The sequence below is a fragment of the Rhodanobacter sp. FW021-MT20 genome (assembly GCF_041107475.1).
GTDB lineage: Bacteria > Pseudomonadota > Gammaproteobacteria > Xanthomonadales > Rhodanobacteraceae > Rhodanobacter_A > Rhodanobacter_A glycinis.
On sequence record NZ_JBGBPX010000030.1, the window covers coordinates 1 to 20145 of the forward strand.

At 64.8% G+C, this 20145-nt stretch carries 21 protein-coding genes and 1 pseudogene; 6 read left to right on the forward strand and 16 right to left on the reverse strand.

Translation table 11 applies throughout. The features are described from left to right. The 6 genes from AB7849_RS18860 to arsH all read right to left on the reverse strand — a co-directional run. Positions 1-2624: efflux RND transporter permease subunit (locus AB7849_RS18860; RefSeq protein WP_369501518.1), on the reverse strand; the 2624-nt coding region annotated here is incomplete at its 3' end. Beyond that, entirely contained in the window at positions 2624-3721 is a 1098-nt protein-coding gene (locus AB7849_RS18865; RefSeq protein WP_369501519.1) for an efflux RND transporter periplasmic adaptor subunit, read from the reverse strand. The genes AB7849_RS18860 and AB7849_RS18865, both read right to left, overlap by 1 nt. Further along, complete coding sequence (locus AB7849_RS18870; protein ID WP_369501521.1) at positions 3718-4896, reverse strand: TolC family protein; 1179 nt, start codon at positions 4894-4896, stop codon at positions 3718-3720. The genes AB7849_RS18865 and AB7849_RS18870 overlap by 4 nt, the downstream gene beginning before the upstream one ends. Positions 4897-5108: 212 nt before the next feature. Next, positions 5109-5498, reverse strand: a complete 390-nt coding sequence (locus AB7849_RS18875; RefSeq protein ID WP_008213366.1) for a hypothetical protein — start codon at positions 5496-5498, stop codon at positions 5109-5111. A 56-nt stretch (positions 5499-5554) separates the two neighbouring features. Beyond that, positions 5555-5971 carry an arsenate reductase (glutaredoxin) gene (gene arsC, locus AB7849_RS18880; protein WP_008213364.1) on the reverse strand — a complete coding sequence of 139 codons (417 nt, stop codon included), beginning with the start codon at positions 5969-5971 and terminating at the stop codon, positions 5555-5557. 20 nt (positions 5972-5991) lie between these two features. Next, the gene (arsH, locus tag AB7849_RS18885; protein WP_008213362.1) at positions 5992-6774 is read right to left on the reverse strand and encodes an arsenical resistance protein ArsH; all 783 of its coding nucleotides are present in this window, start codon (positions 6772-6774) and stop codon (positions 5992-5994) included. A 143-nt stretch (positions 6775-6917) separates the two neighbouring features. Here arsH and AB7849_RS18890 point away from each other — a divergent pair, with 143 nt between their 5' ends. From AB7849_RS18890 to AB7849_RS18905, 4 genes are read left to right on the forward strand one after another with little or no spacing between them, the layout of a single operon-like run. Next, entirely contained in the window at positions 6918-7427 is a 510-nt protein-coding gene (locus AB7849_RS18890) for an arsenate reductase ArsC (protein WP_008213361.1), read from the forward strand. 59 nt (positions 7428-7486) lie between these two features. Further along, on the forward strand, positions 7487-8515 hold the full coding sequence (arsB, locus tag AB7849_RS18895) for an ACR3 family arsenite efflux transporter (RefSeq protein ID WP_369501533.1): 1029 nt from the start codon (positions 7487-7489) through the stop codon (positions 8513-8515). 12 nt (positions 8516-8527) lie between these two features. Continuing rightward, positions 8528-9037, forward strand: a complete 510-nt coding sequence (locus tag AB7849_RS18900) for an arsenate reductase ArsC (protein WP_008213359.1) — start codon at positions 8528-8530, stop codon at positions 9035-9037. Between the two features lie 58 nt (positions 9038-9095). Beyond that, positions 9096-9464 (forward strand): ArsR/SmtB family transcription factor, encoded by a 369-nt coding sequence (locus tag AB7849_RS18905; RefSeq protein WP_008213358.1) that lies wholly within the window; start codon positions 9096-9098, stop codon positions 9462-9464. A gap of 23 nt (positions 9465-9487) precedes the next feature. Here AB7849_RS18905 and AB7849_RS18910 read toward each other — a convergent pair whose 3' ends face one another. Together AB7849_RS18910 and merC are read right to left on the reverse strand one after the other, a co-directional pair. Continuing rightward, entirely contained in the window at positions 9488-9703 is a 216-nt protein-coding gene (locus tag AB7849_RS18910; protein ID WP_037100775.1) for a GDCCVxC domain-containing (seleno)protein, read from the reverse strand. 70 nt (positions 9704-9773) lie between these two features. Beyond that, positions 9774-10196 carry an organomercurial transporter MerC gene (gene merC / locus AB7849_RS18915; RefSeq protein ID WP_369501524.1) on the reverse strand — a complete coding sequence of 141 codons (423 nt, stop codon included), beginning with the start codon at positions 10194-10196 and terminating at the stop codon, positions 9774-9776. Between the two features lie 70 nt (positions 10197-10266). Between merC and merR the strand changes: the two genes are divergently transcribed. Next, positions 10267-10674, forward strand: coding sequence for an Hg(II)-responsive transcriptional regulator (gene merR, locus AB7849_RS18920; protein WP_369501526.1), 408 nt, complete (start codon positions 10267-10269; stop codon positions 10672-10674). A gap of 134 nt (positions 10675-10808) precedes the next feature. On the opposite strand, the gene AB7849_RS18925 is transcribed toward merR, so the two are convergent. The 8 genes and pseudogenes from AB7849_RS18925 to AB7849_RS18960 all read right to left on the reverse strand — a co-directional run bounded on the left by AB7849_RS18925 (position 10809) and on the right by AB7849_RS18960 (position 19876). Next, positions 10809-11150 carry a hypothetical protein gene (locus tag AB7849_RS18925; protein WP_369501527.1) on the reverse strand — a complete coding sequence of 114 codons (342 nt, stop codon included), beginning with the start codon at positions 11148-11150 and terminating at the stop codon, positions 10809-10811. Between the two features lie 130 nt (positions 11151-11280). After that, positions 11281-11736 (reverse strand): copper-binding protein, encoded by a 456-nt coding sequence (locus AB7849_RS18930; RefSeq protein WP_008213329.1) that lies wholly within the window; start codon positions 11734-11736, stop codon positions 11281-11283. After that, positions 11733-14906 carry an efflux RND transporter permease subunit gene (locus tag AB7849_RS18935; RefSeq protein ID WP_008213331.1) on the reverse strand — a complete coding sequence of 1058 codons (3174 nt, stop codon included), beginning with the start codon at positions 14904-14906 and terminating at the stop codon, positions 11733-11735. Before AB7849_RS18935 ends, AB7849_RS18930 begins: the two co-directional genes overlap by 4 nt. Further along, on the reverse strand, positions 14903-16342 hold the full coding sequence (locus AB7849_RS18940) for an efflux RND transporter periplasmic adaptor subunit (RefSeq protein WP_008213333.1): 1440 nt from the start codon (positions 16340-16342) through the stop codon (positions 14903-14905). Before AB7849_RS18940 ends, AB7849_RS18935 begins: the two co-directional genes overlap by 4 nt. Continuing rightward, a complete protein-coding gene (locus AB7849_RS18945; protein WP_369501528.1) occupies positions 16339-17565 on the reverse strand; it encodes a TolC family protein in 1227 nt (408 codons plus the stop codon). The genes AB7849_RS18940 and AB7849_RS18945 overlap by 4 nt, the downstream gene beginning before the upstream one ends. 141 nt (positions 17566-17706) lie before the next feature. After that, positions 17707-18168, reverse strand: coding sequence for a hypothetical protein (locus AB7849_RS18950; RefSeq protein ID WP_008214637.1), 462 nt, complete (start codon positions 18166-18168; stop codon positions 17707-17709). Positions 18169-18226: 58 nt separating this feature from the next. Then, a pseudogene (locus tag AB7849_RS18955) lies at positions 18227-18895 on the reverse strand (c-type cytochrome); the annotation flags it as partial. Positions 18896-18904: 9 nt separating this feature from the next. Next, positions 18905-19876 (reverse strand): copper resistance protein B, encoded by a 972-nt coding sequence (locus tag AB7849_RS18960; protein WP_008214631.1) that lies wholly within the window; start codon positions 19874-19876, stop codon positions 18905-18907. Between the two features lie 22 nt (positions 19877-19898). Here AB7849_RS18960 and AB7849_RS18965 point away from each other — a divergent pair, with 22 nt between their 5' ends. Further along, the gene (locus tag AB7849_RS18965; RefSeq protein ID WP_008214630.1) at positions 19899-20132 is read left to right on the forward strand and encodes a hypothetical protein; all 234 of its coding nucleotides are present in this window, start codon (positions 19899-19901) and stop codon (positions 20130-20132) included. The last annotated feature ends 13 nt before the right edge of the window (positions 20133-20145 follow it).

The following is a 20145-nucleotide window of genomic DNA, read 5'->3' on the forward strand; positions in this document are numbered from 1 at the left end:
AATCGCTTCAACGCCCGCTGCTGGTTCTCGAACGCGCCGCCCCATTCGCTGTAATAGCCAGTCGGCAACTTCACCTGTTGCGCGATGGCCGCATTGGCTTCCTTGACGAAGCCGTCGATGTCACGACCGCGAACATCCATCTGGATCACCGCATAGCGCTGCAGTTGTTCTCGACGAATGAACGAGTAGCCTTCCGCATCGCTGACCTCAGCCACCTGCGACAGCTGCACCAGTGCGCCGCTGGGCGTGCGGATCGGAATGCGCTTGATCGCCGGCAACGAGGCCTTGTCCGCATCGTCCAGCCGCACGGCGATGTCGAAGCGTTTCACGCCGTCGAGTAAGGTCGTCACCGGCTCGCCGCCGATGCCGTTCTTCACCACGGTGAGCACGTCGTCGGCGTTCAAGCCGTAACGGGCCAGCGCATCGCGATCCACCTTGATGCGGATCTGCGGCTTGCCGATGTTCGCCTCCAGCGCGAGATCGGCGACGCCAGGCACCCCGGCCAACACGTTCTTGATGCGACTGCTCAAGCGATCAAGTTCGCCCAGGTCATCGCCATAGATCTTCAGTGCCAGCGTGGCGCGCACACCCGAGATCAGTTCCTCGATGCGCATCTGGATCGGCTGCGTGTAGCTCACCACCGCGGTGGGCAGCGCCGCCGACAGTTCCTTCTGCATCGCTTCCTCGATGCTTTCCAGCGTCTCGCCCTTGCGCCATTGATCCTTCGGTTTCAGCGGCGTGTACACCTCCATGTAGTTCACATCCGCCGTTTCGCCTTTTTCGGCGCGACCGATCATCGCCAGCGTGGTTTCCACTTCCGGAAACTTTTGTTTGACCAGTGTCGACACTTGCTTGGAGATGGCGATCGATTCGTCCAGCGATGCCGACGGAATCGAGGTAATGCGCCACATGATGGCGCCTTCCTTCAGGTTAGGCATGAACTCCTTGCCGAGGAACGGGAACAGCGCGAGGCTGCCGACCAAGGCTCCGGCGGCGATGCCCAGCACTAGCTTGCGGCGCGCCAGCGCCCAGGCGAGCACCGTGGCGTAGTGGCGTTTCAGGAACGCCACCAGCCAGGTGTCCTTTTCTTCCTTGGGTTTCAACACCAGCGCGGCGAGCACCGGGATCAGCGTCAAGGCGAGAATCAGCGAACCGGCCATCGCGAAGCTGATATTGAACGCCATCGGCTTGAACATCTTGCCTTCCAGCCCTTGCAGGCTGAACAGCGGAAGGAACACCACGATGATGATCCCGATCGCGAACGTCATCGGGTTGGCCACCTCGCGGGCGGCCGCCAGCACAGCCGACGTGCGATCCACTGGGCCGCCATGCGCCTTGCGCTCGGCCATGATGCGGTAGGCGTTTTCCACCATCACCACGGCGCCGTCCACCATCATGCCGATACCGATCGCCAGGCCCGCCAGCGACATCAGGTTGGCCGACAGGCCGACCTGATTCATGCAGATGAAGGCGATCAGCATCGCCAACGGCAACGCCACGACGACCACCAGCGCGCTGCGAAACTCACCCAGGAACAGGAACAGCACCAGTGCCACCAGGATCGAACCTTCCACCAGCGCACGCACCGCGGTGCCCACCGCCGCGTTGACCAGTTCAGTGCGCTCGTACACCGGTTTTACGACCACGCCCGGCGGCAAGGATTGCTTCACTGTGTCGAGCTTGGCCTTGACCGCATCGACCACGCTCTTGGCGTTCTCGCCAATGCGAGCCAGCGCTTGGCCCATCACCACTTCCTTGCCATCGCGCGTCACGGCACCGGTGCGGGGCGCACCCGCCTCGGTGATGGTGGCCACGTCACGCACGTAGACCGGCGTGCCGTCTTCGGTCTTGAGCACGATGTTGCCCAGATCCTTCGCGTTCTGGATCAGGCCCAGTCCACGTACCAGGTACTGCTCGCGGCCGACATCGACGAAGTTGCCGCCGACTTGCGCGTTGTTGGCCTGCAGCGCCTCGATCACCTCTTTGAAGCCAAGCTTGTGCGCGATCAGTTTCATCGGGTCGATGCGCACCTGGAACTGCTTTTCCTGGCCGCCCCATGAGCTGACGTCATCGACACCCGGTGCGGTGCGCAGGATCAAACGGATGGTCCAGTCCTGCAGTGTGCGCAGATCCATGTCGTTCGGTGCCGTACCGGCCGTGGCGCCTTTCAAGGTGCTGTCGGCGCGTTCGACGGTGTACCAGAACACCTGGCCGAGACCGGAGGTGTTCGGTCCCATCTCCGGTTTGCCGTAGCCGGCCGGCAAGCGATCGCCCACCTGCTGCAACCGTTCGTTGACCAGCTGGCGAGCGAAGTAGATGTCCATGCTGTCGTCGAAGTAGACCGACACATAGGACAGCCCGAACAAGCTCACCGAGCGGATCTGCTCCACTTTGGGCAGGCCGGCGAGCGCCGATTCCACCGGCGTGGTGAGGAGTTGTTCGACATCCTCCGCCGCCAGCCCCGATGCCTCGGTGTAGACATTGACCTGCACCGGTGTGACATCGGGAAACGCGTCGATGGGCAGCTGACGCACCGCCTGGAAACCGAGGAAGCCGATCACCACGAAGGCGATCAGCACCAGCGCCTTGTAGCGCAGGGAGAATTCAACCAGACGTTCCAGCATCATTCTTCTCCCAGCTGCGAGCGCAACAAGCGGGCCTTCAGGGCGAAGGCGCCCTTGCGCACGTAGGTGTCGCCAGCCTTGAGGCCTTGCGTAATCACCGTCCAGCCATCACGCGTGTCACCGACCATGACCGGCGCCGGCTCGAACTGGCCGTTGCCCTTGGCGAGGAATACGGTCGGCTGGTTCTGCAGCAGCACGATCGCTTCGGCGGGCACGGCCAGCTTTTGCACGGCGCTGCCGGTGGCAATGCGCGCCTCGACCAGTTCGCCCGGATGCAACAGATCCTGGCGGTTATCGACTTCGATGCGTACCGGCACCGTGCGCGTGCGCTCATCGGTCTGATGCGAGCGCTGCACGACCTTGCCGGGGATCGCCGTGTCATGCACGAGAATGCGAGCGTCGGCGTCCGGCTTGACCCGTTCGGCATCCGCTGGCGCCATCTGGGCGACGACCCAGACCGAATCCTCCTTGACCAGGGTGAACAACGTGCGGCCCGGTTCCACGCGCTCACCGACCAGGAACTCGTCGGTCGTGACCCGGCCACCAGCCGGGGCCAGTAGCTCGAAGCTGCCATCCGCGCCGGCCGAACCCTTGCGCAACAGACCGCCGATCTGACCGTCGGACAGCCCGTAGGCGCGCAGCTTGGCGCGCGCCTGATCGCGCTGCACCTTCGCTTCGTTATAGCGCCGTGCCGAGACCGCCTGCGGCCCGAGCGACGCGATCCGTTGCCAGTCCTGTTCGGCCACGATCAAGGCACCTTGCGTCTCGGCCACCTGCACGCTGGAAAGCACCACCAGCGGCGCGCCGGCCTTCACCACGTCGCCGAGCTTGGCCTTGCGGGCCAGCACCTGTGATTCCACGCGCGGCGACACGAGCACGGTGGAATACGCATCGGCCTTCACTTCACCGGGCGCTTTGAGTTCGTCGGTCAAGGCACGTGGGGCGGCCTTGGCGAGCACGATGCCGGCGTCCTTGATCGCCTTGGCGTCGAGTGCGAGGGGATTGGCCGCTACCGGTTCCTGTGCGATCACGGGACCGGCCAGCGCGGCCAGGAGCGCCATGCCCAGCAGGCTGCGTTTCAAAAGAGAGAGATTCATCGGGAGATATCCTGATTAAGGCCGTCCTGAGCAGGGCCATCCTGAGTGCGGCCATCGAGCCAGTCGGTGAGACGGCCCGCAGCGGTGAGGTAGTCGAACCAGGTCTGCCAAGTCTGGCTTTCCAGTTCCTGGCCGGACAACGCGGTGTCCAGGCTTTGTTTGAGCTGTACGAGGTAATCGGAGGTACTGATTTCGCCGGAGCGCCAGAGTTTTTCCAGCAATGCGGTGCGATCCTCGAACGCGGCGGCACGGCCGCTGCGGAACGCCTCGGTGGCCTGCCGCAAGGCGGCATAGCGGGCCTGTGCTTCCTGCAGGCCTGCTCGCAGTACGAATTGGCGCGAACGCACGCCGGCCGCAGCCGCATCGGCTTCCGCTCGGGCGGCATCGACTTCAGCGCGGCCAGTGTTGAGCACCGGCAAGGGAATGGACACGCTCAGGCCAATCACCTGATCGGTGCGCGGCCCGCTGCGCACCTGTCCACCGGTCAGGCTGAGCGTGGGATCGGGAATGCGTGCCCGGCGGGCGACTTGCACGCCCGCTTCGGCGCTCGCTTGCTGAGCACGCGACTGCCGCAGTTCGGGCAGCTCATCGACGGGCAACGGCGTGACACTGTCTGCCGCCGGTGACAGACCCTTGGGCAGCGATGGTAGCGTGGCCCCTTGATCGCCACTGATGGCCAGCAACGCGGCACGGGCCGCCGCTTCGTTGCTCGCGAGCGTGGCTTGTTGCACCTGCGCCTCGCCCAAGGCCAAGCCGGCCAGATCGCGCTCGGGGCTGCTGATGTCGCCGACCTTCAGTCGCTGCGCGGCCAGGTCATCGAAGCGCTGCATCAACGCCAGACGACGTTGCCCCAACTCGCTCTGTCGGGCGGCGAGTGCGGCCGTCGACCACGCCTTCAACCAGCGGGCGGCGACGTCACGACGCACCAGGTTATAGGTCGCCTCGGCGGCCAGCAGGTCGGCCTCGCCTTGACTGGCCCGGGCACGACGCTTGCCGGACAGATCCAACGGCAGACTGAGGCCAGCCGTGCGTCGATTGACGTCGGCGTTCTCGGCATCGAGCGACAGCGAAGGGTTGTACAGCGGCTGCGCAGCAGCACGCGCACGAGCTTGGGTCGCGTCAAGGTCGGCCCGCGCGACCTGGACCTCGGGACTGGCCTGCCAGATCCGGCGCACCGCCTCCTGCAAGGGAGACGTCGCCAACGATGTGGGTGGGGGAGCTACTGGGGGGGAGGAATGGGATGCGGGGGCGGCACTGAGCATTGCCGCGTACAACAGACACACGGCGCCGATCGGCACCGAACGAAAAACAGACATGAAGCGATCTCCTGAAAACGGTCACGAAGCGACGCACCGCACAGGCGGTGGTATCGCGTAACGGAGCGGTTTCAGGCGATCGGAGGGCGCAGCAGCGAGCCGGTCGTAGCCGGCATGAATCCCGAATGGAGGGTGAGCGGTGCGAAGTGGGCTTCCAACCGGGCGATGGGAAGCGGTGCACTGGTGGGCAATGTCACCGAATGCGCACAGGCACAATGACAGTTGCTCCCTTCACCCAGGAGACAGCTGTTCGCATCGTCAGCCGATGTCGTGCTGACGGCGGTATCCGCCACCAGGGTGGTCGGGGCAGCCGCGGTCGCCGCAGCGAATCGCACTCCGGCCCCATCGGCTACGCAGAACGACCCGCTGACGAACTTGATCAGCAGCACCGCCACGGCCAATACCCACAGACCGCGGTGGCGGCGCAGGCGAGTCAGCAGTGGTGGCGCGAACCGATACATTCGCCGATCCTAAACGACAGTCGCGCTGTTAGACAATTTCACTTGGCCGCTTTTGATCAGATCCGCTGGCCATGGGCAGCGATTACTACCTCACCGTTTTCCTTGACGAACGATTGCGTCACCGGCGGAAGAATGTCGAGTACGACTTCGGAGGGACGACATAACCGTGTGCCACGTGGCGTGACCACAAAGGGACGATTGATCAGGATCGGATGCTTCAACATGGCATCGATGATGACGTCATCGGTGATTCCGGCAGCGCCTAGCCCGAGCTCCGCGAAAGGGGTTCCCTTCTCACGCAAGGCTTCGCGCGGTTTGAGCATGGCTTCGTCGATGAGCTTGATCAGCTGGTCGCGGTTCGGAGGCGTCTTGAGATATTCGATCACGGTGGGCTCGATGCCGGCATGGCGGATCAGGGCCAGCGTGTTGCGCGAAGTGCCGCAATCCGGGTTGTGATAGATCGTGGCAGTCATCGGTGTCGCCGTACTCATCGTCAGCAAGCTCCACCGGCGCAGCAACTGGCCTTGGTTGGTTCCACCACGACCGGGGCCGATGCCGCTTTTTCGGTCACACCGGCGGCAGCCAACAAGGCGTGTGCCTCGGCTGCACCTTTGCGCTCGCTGTAGCGGTTCACCAGGTAGTCGCTGCGGTCGCGCACCAGCAGGGTGAACTTGAACAGCTCTTCCATCACGTCGACCACGCGGTCGTAGAACGGCGAGGGCTTCATGCGGCCGTTCTCGTCGAACTCCTGCCAGGCCTTGGCCACCGACGACTGGTTCGGGATCGTCACCATGCGCATCCAGCGTCCCAACACGCGCAGCGCGTTCACCACGTTGAACGACTGCGACCCGCCGCAGACCTGCATGACCGCCAATGTGCGTCCCTGTGTCGGGCGCACGCTGCCGTCCTCGAGCGGCAGCCAGTCGATCTGGTTCTTGAACACGCCGGTGACGCTGCCGTGCCGCTCCGGGCTGACCCAGACCTGGCCCTCGGACCACAGCGACAGGGCACGCAGCTCCTGCACCTTGGGATGGCTGGCCGGCACGCTGTCCAGGATCGGCAGGTCGTGCGGATCGAACACACGAGTCTCGGCGCCGAACCGGCGCAGGATGCATTCCGCCTCCAGGGCGAGCTTGCGGCTGAACGATTGCGGCCGCAGCGAACCGTACAGGATGAGGATGCGCGGCGGATGGTCGGCACCCTCCGGCAGTGCCAGTTTCGCGAGGCTGGGGGTGTCGAGCAGGGCGGCATCGACGTGCGGGAGTTCTTCGGTCACGGGCGGGTCCGGTATTGCATTGATGCGATGATTCTACGAATATGGAAGTGTCGAAACAAGACGGTCACGCGAAAACTGTTAGCTGCGTGCATCGCCAACACACTGCCTTTTTCCTCGATCCGGGCATCTGTACGAGAGCCGTCATGAATCCCTGCCGCGTCCTGTTCATCTGCACGGGCAACTCCGCCCGCAGCATCCTGTCCGAAGCCACGCTCAACCACCTGGGCAAGGGCCGTTTCGAGGCATTCAGCGCCGGCAGCCAACCTACGGGCAAGGTCAACCCTTACGCGCTGGAGGAACTCCAGGCGGCGGGCATTTCAGTCGACGGCCTGAGCAGCAAGTCGTGGGATCGCTTCACGGAAGCGGGTGCGCCGCCGCTCGATATCGTCATCACCGTATGCGACAACGCGGCCAACGAGGCTTGCCCGGTGCTCTTTGGTGATTTCGTCAAAAGCCATTGGGGCCTTCCTGATCCGGCCGCTGCGCACGGCCATGGCGCTTTGCTGGAGGCGTTCCGTCGCGCCCACACGCTCATCCTCTACCGGATCACCGCGCTGGTCGACTTGCCGGTGGAGACAATGGATCGCGAGGCCTTGAAGCAGGCGCTGGATCGCATCGGCACGCTCACCGACGAAGACGAGGATGCGGCATGAGCGAGACACTCCTGCCGGTGGGCGAGGCCTGTGCCGCCACCCCTGTGAAAAAGAACTCCATCGGCTTCTTCGAGCGCTACCTGACCGTCTGGGTACTGCTGTGCATCGTCGCCGGCACGCTGCTCGGCCACCTGCTGCCCGGTATGTTCACGAGACTGGGCAACATGCAGGTGGCGCAGGTCAACCTGCCTGTCGCTGTCCTGATCTGGCTGATGATCATTCCCATGCTGCTGAAGATCGACTTCGGTGCGCTGGCTGGCGTGCGCCGCCAGTGGAAAGGGATTGGCGTCACGCTCTTCATCAACTGGGCGGTGAAGCCCTTCTCGATGGCGCTGCTGGGCTGGATCTTCATCCGCCACGTGTTTGCACCGTGGCTACCGGCCGACCAGCTGGATTCGTACGTCGCGGGCTTGATCCTGCTGGCGGCGGCGCCCTGCACGGCGATGGTGTTCGTGTGGAGCAACCTGTGCAACGGCGAGCCCAACTTCACGCTGAGCCAAGTGGCCTTGAACGACGCGATCATGGTGGTGGCCTTCGCGCCCATCGTCGGGTTGCTGCTCGGCATCTCGGCGATCACCGTGCCGTGGAGCACGCTGATCCTCTCGGTGGTGCTCTACATCGTCGTACCGGTGCTGATCAGCGTCATCCTGCGTCGTGTCGTACTGGCTCATGGTGGCCAGGACTCACTCCATCGCCTGCTGGCCCGGCTGGGGCCGATCTCGCTTGGCGCGTTGCTGCTGACCCTGGTGCTGCTGTTCGGCTTCCAGGGGCAGCAAATCCTCGCCCAGCCGCTGGTGATTGCGATGCTGGCGGTGCCGATCCTGATCCAGGTCTACGGCAACTCTGCGCTGGCCTACGTCCTCAATCGCGCGTTCCGCGTCCCGCACTGCGTGGCGGCACCCTCGGCCCTGATCGGTGCCAGCAACTTCTTCGAGCTGGCGGTCGCCACGGCGGTGGGCCTGTTCGGCGTGCATTCGGGCGCAGCGCTTGCCACCGTGGTGGGCGTGCTGATCGAGGTGCCGGTGATGCTGTCCGTGGTCCGCATCGTCACCACCAGCAAGCGTTGGTACGAAGCCCAGACAACCTGATCGGAGCACGCCATGCAAGGTCACTACAACGTCCTGTTCGTGTGCACCGGAAACTCCGCACGCAGCCTCCTCGCCGAGGCCATCACGAACCATCGCGGCGAAGACCGTTTCCGCGGCTACAGCGCAGGGAGCCGTCCCAAGGGTTTCATCTACCCGCAGACGCTGGAAGTGCTGCGCGCCGTCACCCTGCCGACCGAAGGGCTGCGGAGCAAAAGCTGGAGCGAATTCCTTCTCCCCGGCGCACCTATCATGGATTTCGTCATCACCGTGTGCGACCAGGTGGCCGGCGAGGCGTGTCCCGCGTGGCCAGGCGCACCGATCACTGCGCACTGGAATATTCCCGATCCAGCCAAAGCCTCAGGCGATCGGGAAACGGTCTACAAGGCGTTCCTGTTGGCGCGCAATCTGTTGCAGCAGCGGATCAGCTTGCTGATGAATCTGCGCATCGAGGCGCTCGACCGCCTCGCGCTCAGCAGCCGCATCGAAGGGTTGGATTCCGCGGCATCCTCACAGTCCGCCTGACCCGGCCGAGGGCGCATCCCCGTACACTGTCCAAGCCTTGGAAGATCCCCGCACCGCCATGCAGACCAAGCAAGCCATCACGCTCCTTTCCGCCTTGGCCCAGGAATCCCGCCTGGCCATCTATCGCCTGCTGGTCGAGCACGCGCCAGATGGCCTGGTGGTTGGCGCCATTGCCGAGCGCCTTGGCGTGGCGAACACCACGCTTTCTTTCCATTTGAAAGAGCTGGTGCACGCCGGCTTGATCACCAGCCAGCAGGAAGGCCGCTTCATCTACTACGCGGCCTCGATGGCGGCCATGGACGACTTGATCGGCTACCTCACCGAGAACTGCTGCTGCGCCACCGGAAAGAGTTGCGTGCCTGTAAAGGGTGCAGGGCAAGCGACAAGCACGCGTACCCAGTCGCGTAGTAAAGCCCGAACAGCCTGACGGGCTGGGTGATCTGCCAATCGCTACCCGCAGCAGGATTTCTGCTGCTGGATCGGCGGACATGGCACACTGCCGTAGGAGCAGAACACGCAGCAGTCACCGGCTTTCGGCTGGAGCATCTCGCCGCAACCCGCACAGTCGTAGAAGAACTGGCACGCGTCAGTCGGCATGGTCTCGGTGACCTGATGGCCGCAATGTGGACACGTTAGTGTGCTCTGCAGGATGAGTTCGGTCGTCATGCGTTTCGCCGGAGAAATGAATGGAAAGTGTCGGCAGGGTCTTCGCTGCGCCCCTGTCTATCGTGTCGATTCACTGGGCATCCATCGTATCGCTGGCCGTGCGGCAGGACGCGCTGGGAGCCGGCGCCAGCAGATCGCGGACTGAGACCGCCACCATCAGCAGCAGCCCCGGATAGAGCAGCCATCCGGTGCGATGGCCACTGGCCCGCATCACCCCTACCGCCACCAACACCAGCAGCGGACCTAGCATACCGAGCACGGCACGCGGCCACTGCCGGTGACTGAACCAGCCCAGCGCATTGGCGAGCAGCGCGATGGCGGCAAACGCCGGCAACAGGATGCGGATGAACAGACCTTCATACGGACTCAGTACGCCCAGCCCGATCGCCGCACCGAGGCCGGCCAGGGCGGGAAAGCAATTCACGCAGGCCGCTGCCGAAACGACACTGCCGATCAGTCCGGCCTTGTCGGCGAGCCGAGTGAGCAGGGACATGGGGGTTCTCCTTTCGCGCGGAATGCTGGCGGCCTAAGGTATTCCCGTAGTCAAGTACGGAGTCAAGCCCATGCCCTCCACGCAGGAAACGCTTTCCATCGGCGCCTTCGCCAAGGCAGCCGGGGTCAATGTCGAAACGATCCGCTTCTACCAGCGCAAGCGCCTGTTGGCGGAGCCCGCCCGTCCGCCGGGCGGCATTCGTCGCTACGGAAACGCGGAGGTCGCGCGGGTGAAGTTCGTGAAATCCGCGCAGCGGTTGGGATTCAGCCTCGATGAGGTGGCGCAGCTACTGCGGCTGGAGGACGGCACCCATTGCACGGAAGCGGCTGGTCTGGCCGCGCTGCGGCTGGCCGATGTACGCCACCGGCTGGCCGACCTCGCACGCATGGAGAAGGCCCTCGCTGCGCTTGTCGAGCAATGCGGTACGCGTCAGCGCAGCGTGTCCTGCCCGCTGATCGCCTCGCTGCATGCTCGCTGAAATGGCGGCAGGCAGGATGCGACAGGCATGACGCCGGTGCAGTGCATCGGCTGGATGGTGTAACCACGCCTTCGCCACTCCGCCATGGCCCGTCGCGGAGCATGCCGCCTTGGCTGCCTCGTCGTCGCGCCTGTTCAGGGCATGGGCCGCGCGTGATCTGACCATTGCGCCGTGCCCTGGATCAGTTCGGCCCGCACGCAATGCGCGTCCGTGATCGACGTTACCGTGGCTTGCCCGCTCGCGGCGAAGTGTTCAAGGGGCACGCCTTTGCTGGGAATCACGTAAGCCACCCTCATGACCTGCAGCCGCGTGCCGACGGCGGGCAGTGGCGTAACCCGGTAGCAGATGTCCAGCTGCCGTCCGTTAACATGACCAATCCAGCCGTCGGCGTAAGTATTGGTCGCGTGCGCGATCGTGCCGATGGTCAAGCCCGTGAATAGTAGGGCGGTGCCGAGATACGCAGCGTGCGATTTCATCGTTGTACTCCAAAATTATCGGACTGCCGTGATAGACGCGGCCACAAACCCCACGAGGCACGTGGCCGCACCGCCACCGCCGCCGGTTGGCCCCTGCCGAAGGCAAGCGCCGGTTGGCGGCGGTTCCCGATCAACCTGCCGGGCTGATCGCCGTCACCGTGCTGGCCATGCCGGCCGGATGCAGGGTGAACTGCACCTGCTCACCCACCTTCACCTTCTGCAGTAGTGCCGGCGGGTCGACCTTGAAGGTCATGGTCATCGCCGGCCAATGGATCGACGCGATCGCCTGATGCTTGATCGTGACGGTGCTCTTGGCTGTATCCACTGCCTCGATAACACCCGTGCCTTGTGCCGTCTGATTCGCACAACGCATGTTCTTGCCCATTGGCATGTTCTTGTCCATCTTCATGCCTTGGTGCATCTGCATACAGTTCATCATCTTCATGTCGGAGTCATTTGGGTGCATCGGCATGTTCTGCATGTTCGGGTTCATCTTCGTGCCCTGGGTACCTGACGTCGCCTGCGCGAAGGCGGGCGTGATCGCTGTCATCAGGATGGCGCTCAGCAAAATGGAACGTGTTTTCATGGTGTGTTCTCCTCGGATTGCAATGAATGTTGCTTCTTGCGTTTGCCCAACCGCCGGCGTTCGAGCAACCGGAACGCCGCCGGAATCATCAACATGGACAGGACCGGCGAGGTGACCATGCCGCCGACCATCGGCGCGGTGATACTGCGAGCGAGCAGCGAACCTGTGCCGCCAAACACCATGATCGGCAAGAGTCCCGCGAGGATCACCACCACGGTCATCGCGATCGGGCGCACGCGCAGCAGCGCACCTTCGTGGACTGCCTCATCGAGTGCCGCATAGGTCAGTTCCCCCGCGTCCATCCGGCGCTGCCACGCCTCTCGCAGGTACAGCACCAGCACGATGCCAAATTCGCAGGTAATGCCGGCGAGGCCTATAAAACCCACCACGGTCGCGACCGACACGGCATAGCCCAAGAGCCATACCAACCACAGACCACCGACCAGACCGAGCGGCACGGTCGCAACGATGATCAGGGCCTGCGCAGCATCGCGGAAGATCAGGTACACCAGCAGAAACACAATAAGGATCGTCGTCGGTACCACCAAGTTCATGCGCTGCTTGGCGTGCTGCAGGGCCTGGAACTGTCCGGCCCAGTCGAGCGTATAGCCAGCCGGCAGCGTCACCTGTTGCGCCACCGCGTGCTGAAGCTTGGCGACCATGCCGCCGAGGTCGTTGCTGGAGGTATCGACGAACACAGAGGTCGATGGGACGCCCGCTTCGCTGTCCAGCGCCGGCGGCCCGTCGGTCACATGGAGGTCTGCGACTTGCCCCAGCGTCACTTGTGCCCCGTCATGCGCCACGATCGGCAGTGCGCTCAGCGCGGCCACCGAATCGCGCGCAATACGCGGATAGCGCAGCACGATCGGGAATCGTTGCAAGCCCTGGATGGTTTGGCTGATCGGCGCACCGCCTACCGCCGTGGCGATCAACGATTGGATGTCCTGTTGGGAAAGCCCATAGCGGGCGGCCGCGTCGGGCCGAATCTGGACATGCACGTAGCGCCCGCCATTAGCGCGTTCGGCCACGGCCGACGTGATGCCGGGGACGCCTTGCGCCACGCGCGCGATGTGTACGGCGAGATGCTGCAACTCGGCGACGTCGGGTCCCAGCACCTTGATGCCGATCGGGGATTTGATGCCGGTTGCCAGCATCTCGGTGCGAGCACGGATCGGAAATACGAACAGGTTCGAAAAGCCCGGTACCTTCACCGCACGGTCGAGTTCCGCCTTCAGCTTGTCCATCGTCATGCCGGCGGGCCATTCGCTTTCCGGCTTGAAGGTGATCGTGGAATCGAACATGCTGAGCGGTGCGTTGTCCGTCGCGGTTTCGGCCCGGCCGGCTACGCCAAACACATGCGCGACTTCCGGTACCGTTTTCAGCATACGGTCGGTCTGCTGCAGCAACTGCGCCGCCTTGCCGGCGGACAGACCGGGCAACGCGGTCGGCATGTATAACAAGGTGCCTTCATCGAGCGGCGGCATGAATTGGGTGCCGAGGCGGGACACCGGCAGCAGGGCGGTCAGCAACACGATGACCGCGATCGCGATCACTGGCCATGGCCTGCGCATGGCGAAGGCCAACATCGGCTGGTAGATCCAACGCACGAACCGGTTGACGGGATTGGCGTGTTCCGAACGGATGCGACCGCGCACCAGGTACCCGATCAACACGGGAACCAGCGTGACCGAAAGCGCCGCGGCGGCGGCGACGGAATAGGTCTTGGTGAAGGCCAGCGGGTCGAACAGCTTGCCTTCCTCACCGCCCAGGGCGAACACCGGCACGAACGAGAAGGTGATGACCAGGAGACTCACGAAACACGCCGGCCCGACTTCGGTCATCGCCGCCGTCACGAGCTTCCAGCGTTCAACGGCACCCGGTTCGCGTTGGCCCGGGTGGGCATCACGCCAAGCCTCCAGGTGTTTGTGGGTGTTCTCGATCATCACCACCGCGGCATCGACCATTTCGCCGACCGCAATGGCAATTCCGGCCAGCGACATCAGGTTGGCCGAGACCCCTTGGGCATCCATCACCAGGAAAGCGGTGAGGATACCCAGCGGCAGCGTAATGATCGCGACCAGCGAGGAGCGCAGGTGCCCAAGGAACAGCAGGCACACCAAGGCGACGATGATGAATTCCTCGATCAGTTTCTCGCCGATGTTCGTCACTGCCCGGTGGATCAACTGGGAACGGTCGTAGGTAGTGACGATCTTGACGCCCGGCGGCAGGCTCTTTTGCAATTCGGCCAGGCGCGCCTTGACCGCCTTGATGGTTTCGAGTGCGTTCTTGTGGTAACGCATGATCACGATGCCGCCCACGACGTCGCCCTGGCCATCCAACTCGGCGATACCGCGACGCTCGGTGGGTCCGCGCCGGATTCTCGCCACGTCTTGCAACAGGACAGGGGTGCCATCCTTGGCTGTCGCGATCGGAATCTGGGCGAACTGATCACGCGTCTGGAGATAACCAACACTGGTGACCATCATCTCGGCCTCGCCCTGTTCGATCACCGAACCACCGGTGGCGCCGTTGGTGGCTTTGACGGCGCTCTCGACCTGCTGCACGGTCAGACCCCGCGCCGCCAGCGCCGCCGGGTCCAACACGATCTGCCACGCATTCTGCATGCCGCCTATCGTCGCGACTTCCGCGACGTTCGGCACGGTCTTCAGCCGATAGCGCAGGAACCAGTTCTGGAGTGCGGTCAACTGGCCAAGATCATGCTTGCCGCTGCTGTCGACCAGCGCGTATTCGTAGATCCAGCCCGAGCCATCCGCATCGGGGCCGATGACTGGAGTGACCCCTGGAGGCAGCTTGCTGGCTGCCTCACTCAGGTAGTCCACCACCTGATTGCGCGCCCAGTACGGGTCGGTGCCGTCGGCAAATACGACGTACACGAAAGAGTCGCCGAACATCGAACTACCGCGCACGGCGGTCGCCCCCGGTACCCCCAGCATCGTGGTCGTCATCGGATAGGTCACCTGGTCCTCGACGATTTGTGGCGGCTGCCCGGGCCAGGAGGTTTTGATGATCACCTCGGTCGGCGACAGGTCGGGGATCGCATCGAGCGGGATGCGCAGCAGCGAAATCGTCCCGGCGATCGCCAGCGCTATAGCGGCGAGCAACACCAAGCCACGATTGGCGATAGACCAGCGGATCAGCTTGACGATCATGGCGAATCTCCGCGACCGCTCGATGCCGACGCCGCTGGCGTGGGCATGTCCATGCCGGGCATGGCGTTGCTTGCCTTCCCTTTCGTGGGCGCGACCGGCGATGAAGGTTCGGGCTTGCCAGGATTGCTACCGCTCGATGCGGCCGGCATTTGCATGCCGGGCATTGCGCTTGCCTTCGCGCTGCTTGCTCCCGCAGCAGGCGCGCCAGTGTTGCCCGCTTCCATGCGTGTCAACGCGCCGGACAGGCTCGCTTCCGAGTCGATCAGGAACTGTCCCGAAGTCACGATGCGTTCGCCACCCTGTAGGCCGGCGAGAATGACCGTCATGTCGCCCGATGATCGGCCTGTGCGCACCAGTACCGGCTTGAACTGCCCATCGCTCAATGCCTCGATCACGCGGGTATGGACACCATCGGCGATGACCGCCTCGGTTGGCACCAGCGGATGCGGCATACTGGCCGCACCCTGGATGCGCACGTCGGCAAACATGCCGGGCGCAAGATCATGTTTGGGATTGTCCAGCACGATCCGCGCGCGTTGCGTGCGGGTTGCCGCACTCACGTCGGGCAGCAGGGCTTCCACTTCGCCTTGAAAGGTTTCACCCGGCAGCGTAGTCACGGTCGCAGTGATCGGAGTGCCCGCCGTGATCCCGCCGCTCTGCGCCTGCGGAATGGCGGCATCGACCCAAACCTTGTCGAGCCCATTGATGCTCATGATCGGCATGCCCTCGCCGACCTGCTGACCTTCCTGTACATCGAGTTGGCTGACCACGCCATCGATCGGCGCGCGCAAGGTGATCGTGCCCCTGCTCGCACGCAAGCCCCGAATGGTCGCATCGTCCATGCCCAACACGTGCAGACGTTCGCGTGCCGCCGCGCGCAACGACCGCGCATCCGCGGACTCGGCACCGGTCAGTGCGAAATACTCCGCCGCCGCCGCGCTCCACTGCGGCGCGAGCACCTCAGCCAACGGCTGACCGGCCTTCACTGCCGTGAACGGGGCGCGCACGTAAAGCTTTTCAAGCGTGACGTTGGTACGTGCGTTCACGGTCACCGCAAGCTGCTGATCCCAGGCGACCGTGCCGGGCACCTGCACGGTGTCAGTCAATCGGCCGACTTCGACCTTTGTCGTGCGCATGCCAAGGTTCTGCACTTCGGCCGCAGAAACCCGCACGATGTCGTGATCCCCGGAGCCACTCTCGTCCGCATACTTCGGCACCATCTCCATCCCCATCGGCGATGCGCCCGGATGGTCGAAATGCTGCTGCGGCGTCATCGGGTCGTACCAGTACAGCACCTTGTGTTGCGTATTGTTCGCGCTCGTGGCGGAACTGGTTGGCATCGACGCTGAGCCAGCATGACGGCCACCGACATAACCCAGCGCCAGCAGCGCCGCCGCCAGCAACGCGGCGCCGACGATCATCCATCCACGTTTCATGGTGTGTTCTCCGAAGAGGCGGGTTGCGCAGGCAACAGGTAGGCGAGCGCGGCCCAGGTACGGGCGCGTGTGGCGAGTGCGTCGACATAGCTCAGGCGCAACGCGATTTCGTCGTGGCGCGCGTCCAGCCACGGCTGCAGCGTGCCGCCGCCGCGGTAGTCCGCCAGGGCCACCCGGGCGCGGTCGCGCGCCAACGGCAGCAGCGCCTCGCGATCACGCGCGATCTGCCGGCCCCAGCCCTGCCAGGCGGCGACGTCGCGCGCGACGGTTTCGCGCTGCGCGCGGCGTGCATCCTCATACGCCGACTCGACCGCGTCGCGCTGCTCCTGCTTCGCGCTGATATCGCGGTCCTGCCGGTTGCGGGTGAACAGCGGCAGGCTCACCCCGACCTGCAACGTCACCATGTCCGACAGGAAGGGCGCACGTTTCCCGTACATGAGGCTCACGCTCCAGTCCGGATGCTTCGAGGCACGCGCCTGCGCCAGTGCGGCATCGGCCACCTGTTCGCGCGATTGCCACGCCTGCATCGGCGCCTGCCGGTCGATGTGCTGTTCGAGCTGATCCGGCGCGACCGGTAGTTGGTCGAAGTCCGGGGCATCTGCCAGCGTGGCTGGCACGCCGCCCAACCAGCGCTGCAGGGACGCGCGAGCCGCCTGCACGTCGGCGTCGGCCGCTTCGATCTGGTTGGCCAGCGTTAACGCCTGGGCTTGCGCGGCCAGCACGTCGGCGGCGCTGCCGGTACCGCCGCGCAACCGCGCCTTGGCGACCTGCACGGCGAGGGCGCTTTCGTCGCGCAACGCCTCCAGCAAGGCGCGCTGCTGCGTGGCCGCCCACACGCCGATCCAGGCATCAGCCACCTGTTCACGCACGCTTTGTGCGGTGGCCGTGTGCTCGGCCTCGGCGGCATCGACCTGCGCCGCTGCAAGCGAACGATCCGCTGCACGTGCGGCATGCGAGGGAATCGTCTGCATCACGCCGACGGTGCGCATGGTCATGCTGTCCGAGCGCAGGCTGAAGGCGCCCGGAGCGGTGACCGGAAAGTTGGAGACGCCAAACGTCAGCGACGGATCGGGCAAGCGGCCGGCGCGCACCGCCTCGTCGCGCATCGCGTTGAGGGCGGCGTTGCGGGCGGTGAGCAGCGGTGCGCGGACCATGCCCTGCCGAACAGCGGCATCGAGCGTCAGCGGCGGCACGTCCGCGGTTTGGGCCGCAGCGACGGCCACTGATCCACCCAGGACGATGAGCAGAACCCGCGCGCACCGGCGGCGGGCCAAACAGGAAAACGGCATGAGAATTCACTCCCGTGATCGAACAGGCGTCGCGCCATGTGGGCACGACGGCACCTCGGCGATGGCCGGGAGGCGCTAGATCAGCAGGGAGCAGAACAACAACGTGGCCGATGGCGGTGGCGCTCGCAGCCGGTAGTAGCGTTCGGGGACGAAAGCCGCCGGCATGGGCGGGACGACGAACGGCACCGCAGACGGCAATGCCGCCAGCAGGTTGGGCGGCACCGTCAGAGGGCGGCTATCACTGGGCGCGGACACTTGTCGGACGCAGTGCTGGGCGCACAGGACGTGGTCGCTCGCCGCATGTTGCATCTCTGGGCAGGTGCCACGCATGGCGGCGTCTCCCGCGCCCGTGCCCATCGCCATGACCGACCCCATCATGGCCGGCGGCATCGTGCAGGCGTAGGCCGCCAGGGCCGTTTGCAGGCCCAGCATGAACAGCGCACCGACCAGCAGCAGCCCGCGTGTCAGCCCTGCGCGACGTAGGTCGCGCAGGCGCCAAGGGCGCGGTTTACGTGGCGTGGATCGGGTGCGTGCCATGTGAAGTCCGTTACGGATGGGTGTGCCCGTCGCCAAGGGGCTTCGTGCCGACCGAGCCGACCGTCGCGGGCGAGGGTGCGGAAGCGGCGCCTTGGCCAGACATGTCCATGCCCTTCATGTCCATGCCACCCATGGCTGCCGCATCGTGAGCATGCGCATCGCTGTCCCCGTGACTGTGGCTACCGCCTTCATCCATGTCCATGTCCTCATCCGGCGGCGCCTTCGCCACAATCGCCTTGTATTCGGCCGGCGTCATGCCGGGCAGCTTCTCCAGGAAGGCGACCATGCTCCAGATGGTGGGATCGTCGTGGCCCGCCTTGCCCCACGCGGGCATCGCGCTCATCTTGATGCCGTGCTTGATGACCCAGAAAGCGTCCTTCGGATCGACGTGCACCTTGGAAAGGTTGGGCGGCTGCGGATACATGCCGACCCGCAACTCGGAGTCGTTCACGCCGGGGGACAGATGGCAGCTGGTGCACATCGCCGCGTACTGGCCCGCGCCTTTCAGGATCAGTTGTGGGTCGTCGAGATTTGGCACGGTCAGATCCTTCGAGCGCATGTGGATCGAACGGTCGCGCAGGGTCTGCAGGACGGCAAACACCGGCTTGGTGTGGTGATCGTCCGCCCCGATGTTGTACAGGCCGGAATAGACGAACGCGCCGGCGCCGATGGCCAACACGCCCAAGGTGACGGTGACCGTGATGACGTGCGCAGTGTGTTTTTTCATGGGTGCCCCTCAGAACCAGATGCGGACGCCGGCCACGATCTGCCGGTCGAGTACGGGTTGATGATCCTGCCGCGCATAGTCGGCCGTGGTGCCGATGCGGCGGACCCAGTTCACGCCGATGTAGGGCGCGAACTGGCGGTGGAACTCGTAGCGCAGGCGCAGGCCGAACTGCACGTCGGACACGCCGCTGCCGATGCGGCGCTGCGGGTCGTCCTTGCCGTACAGGTTGACCTCGGCCTCGGGCTGCAGGATCAGCCGCTGGGTGAACAGCAACTCATAGTCAGCCCGCAGGCGCGCGGCGGTGCGGCCGTTGGCACCGGCGTAACCGGTGGCCTCCAGCTCGAACCAGTACGGGGCCAGCCCCTGCACGCCGAACGCCGCCCACGTCCGCTTCGGGCCCTCGCCGAGATCCTGGCGCACACCGAGCTGGGTGCCCCAGTAGGTGGCGATGCTGTGGTTCCAGAACGCTTCGAGGTCACCATCGTCCAGCTTGCCGCGGCTGCGCCCGCCTTCGGTCCGTACCCACAGCTTGTTCGTGTCGTTGCCGTACCAGCCTTCGGCTTCCCAGGTCTGGCCGTTCGCGTCACGGCCGTGGAAGGCCTCCAATTGATCGATCAACACCATGCCCAGCGGCGTGTTGTCGGCCATGTCCATGCCCTGCATGGAGCCGTAGCCAACGCCGTCGGAGTAGTCGGGGCTGCGCGCATTGGGTGGTGGGCTGCCGCCCTGCATCGGGCCCATCGTCATGCCCGGCATCGCGCCCATGCCGGCCATGCCAGCGTGATCCATCCCCTTCATGTCCTCCGGACTCATGCCGGGCATCGACGCGTGATCCATCCCCGACATGTCGCCGGCGGGTGCCGCCGACGAAGCCGGCGTGGCGGGCATCGGCATGCCTTGCATCGCACTGTGATTCATCCCCTTCATGCCCTTCATGTCGCCCATACCGGAGCTGGCGGCGGGCTTGGGTGGCATCGGCATGGCGGGCATCGCAGGGTGACCCATGTCGTGCGACGACGACGCCGGCTGCGTTGGCGAAGACTTCTTGCCCGACTGTTTCACCTTCGATGGCGTCGCGGGTCTGGGCGCGCTGGACGAGGCCGCCGGCATGCTCATGCCGGGCATGTTGCTCATGTCCATTGGGGCGGTGCTGCTCGACGCGGGGACACTTTGCGCGTTGGCCGCCAGCGGTAGTGCCAGCCACAGCGCCGCGAGCAGCGCGGAGCGATTCAAGTGAGTGGTTCGCGAGG

Bases quoted from the DNA above. Each gene is read 5' to 3' on its own strand.
- AB7849_RS18865 (WP_369501519.1), bottom strand. From the start codon at position 3,721: ATGAATCTCTCTCTTTTGAAACGCAGCCTGCTGGGCATGGCGCTCCTG.
- AB7849_RS18875 (WP_008213366.1), bottom strand. From the start codon at position 5,498: ATGTATCGGTTCGCGCCACCACTGCTGACTCGCCTGCGCCGCCACCGC.
- arsC (WP_008213364.1), bottom strand. From the start codon at position 5,971: ATGACTGCCACGATCTATCACAACCCGGATTGCGGCACTTCGCGCAAC.
- AB7849_RS18890 (WP_008213361.1), top strand. From the start codon at position 6,918: ATGAATCCCTGCCGCGTCCTGTTCATCTGCACGGGCAACTCCGCCCGC.
- AB7849_RS18900 (WP_008213359.1), top strand. From the start codon at position 8,528: ATGCAAGGTCACTACAACGTCCTGTTCGTGTGCACCGGAAACTCCGCA.
- AB7849_RS18905 (WP_008213358.1), top strand. From the start codon at position 9,096: ATGCAGACCAAGCAAGCCATCACGCTCCTTTCCGCCTTGGCCCAGGAA.
- AB7849_RS18910 (WP_037100775.1), bottom strand. From the start codon at position 9,703: ATGACGACCGAACTCATCCTGCAGAGCACACTAACGTGTCCACATTGC.
- merC (WP_369501524.1), bottom strand. From the start codon at position 10,196: ATGTCCCTGCTCACTCGGCTCGCCGACAAGGCCGGACTGATCGGCAGT.
- merR (WP_369501526.1), top strand. From the start codon at position 10,267: ATGCCCTCCACGCAGGAAACGCTTTCCATCGGCGCCTTCGCCAAGGCA.
- AB7849_RS18925 (WP_369501527.1), bottom strand. From the start codon at position 11,150: ATGAAATCGCACGCTGCGTATCTCGGCACCGCCCTACTATTCACGGGC.
- AB7849_RS18930 (WP_008213329.1), bottom strand. From the start codon at position 11,736: ATGAAAACACGTTCCATTTTGCTGAGCGCCATCCTGATGACAGCGATC.
- AB7849_RS18935 (WP_008213331.1), bottom strand. From the start codon at position 14,906: ATGATCGTCAAGCTGATCCGCTGGTCTATCGCCAATCGTGGCTTGGTG.
- AB7849_RS18940 (WP_008213333.1), bottom strand. From the start codon at position 16,342: ATGAAACGTGGATGGATGATCGTCGGCGCCGCGTTGCTGGCGGCGGCG.
- AB7849_RS18950 (WP_008214637.1), bottom strand. From the start codon at position 18,168: ATGGCACGCACCCGATCCACGCCACGTAAACCGCGCCCTTGGCGCCTG.
- AB7849_RS18960 (WP_008214631.1), bottom strand. From the start codon at position 19,876: ATGCCGATGCCACCCAAGCCCGCCGCCAGCTCCGGTATGGGCGACATG.
- AB7849_RS18965 (WP_008214630.1), top strand. From the start codon at position 19,899: ATGTCGTGCGACGACGACGCCGGCTGCGTTGGCGAAGACTTCTTGCCC.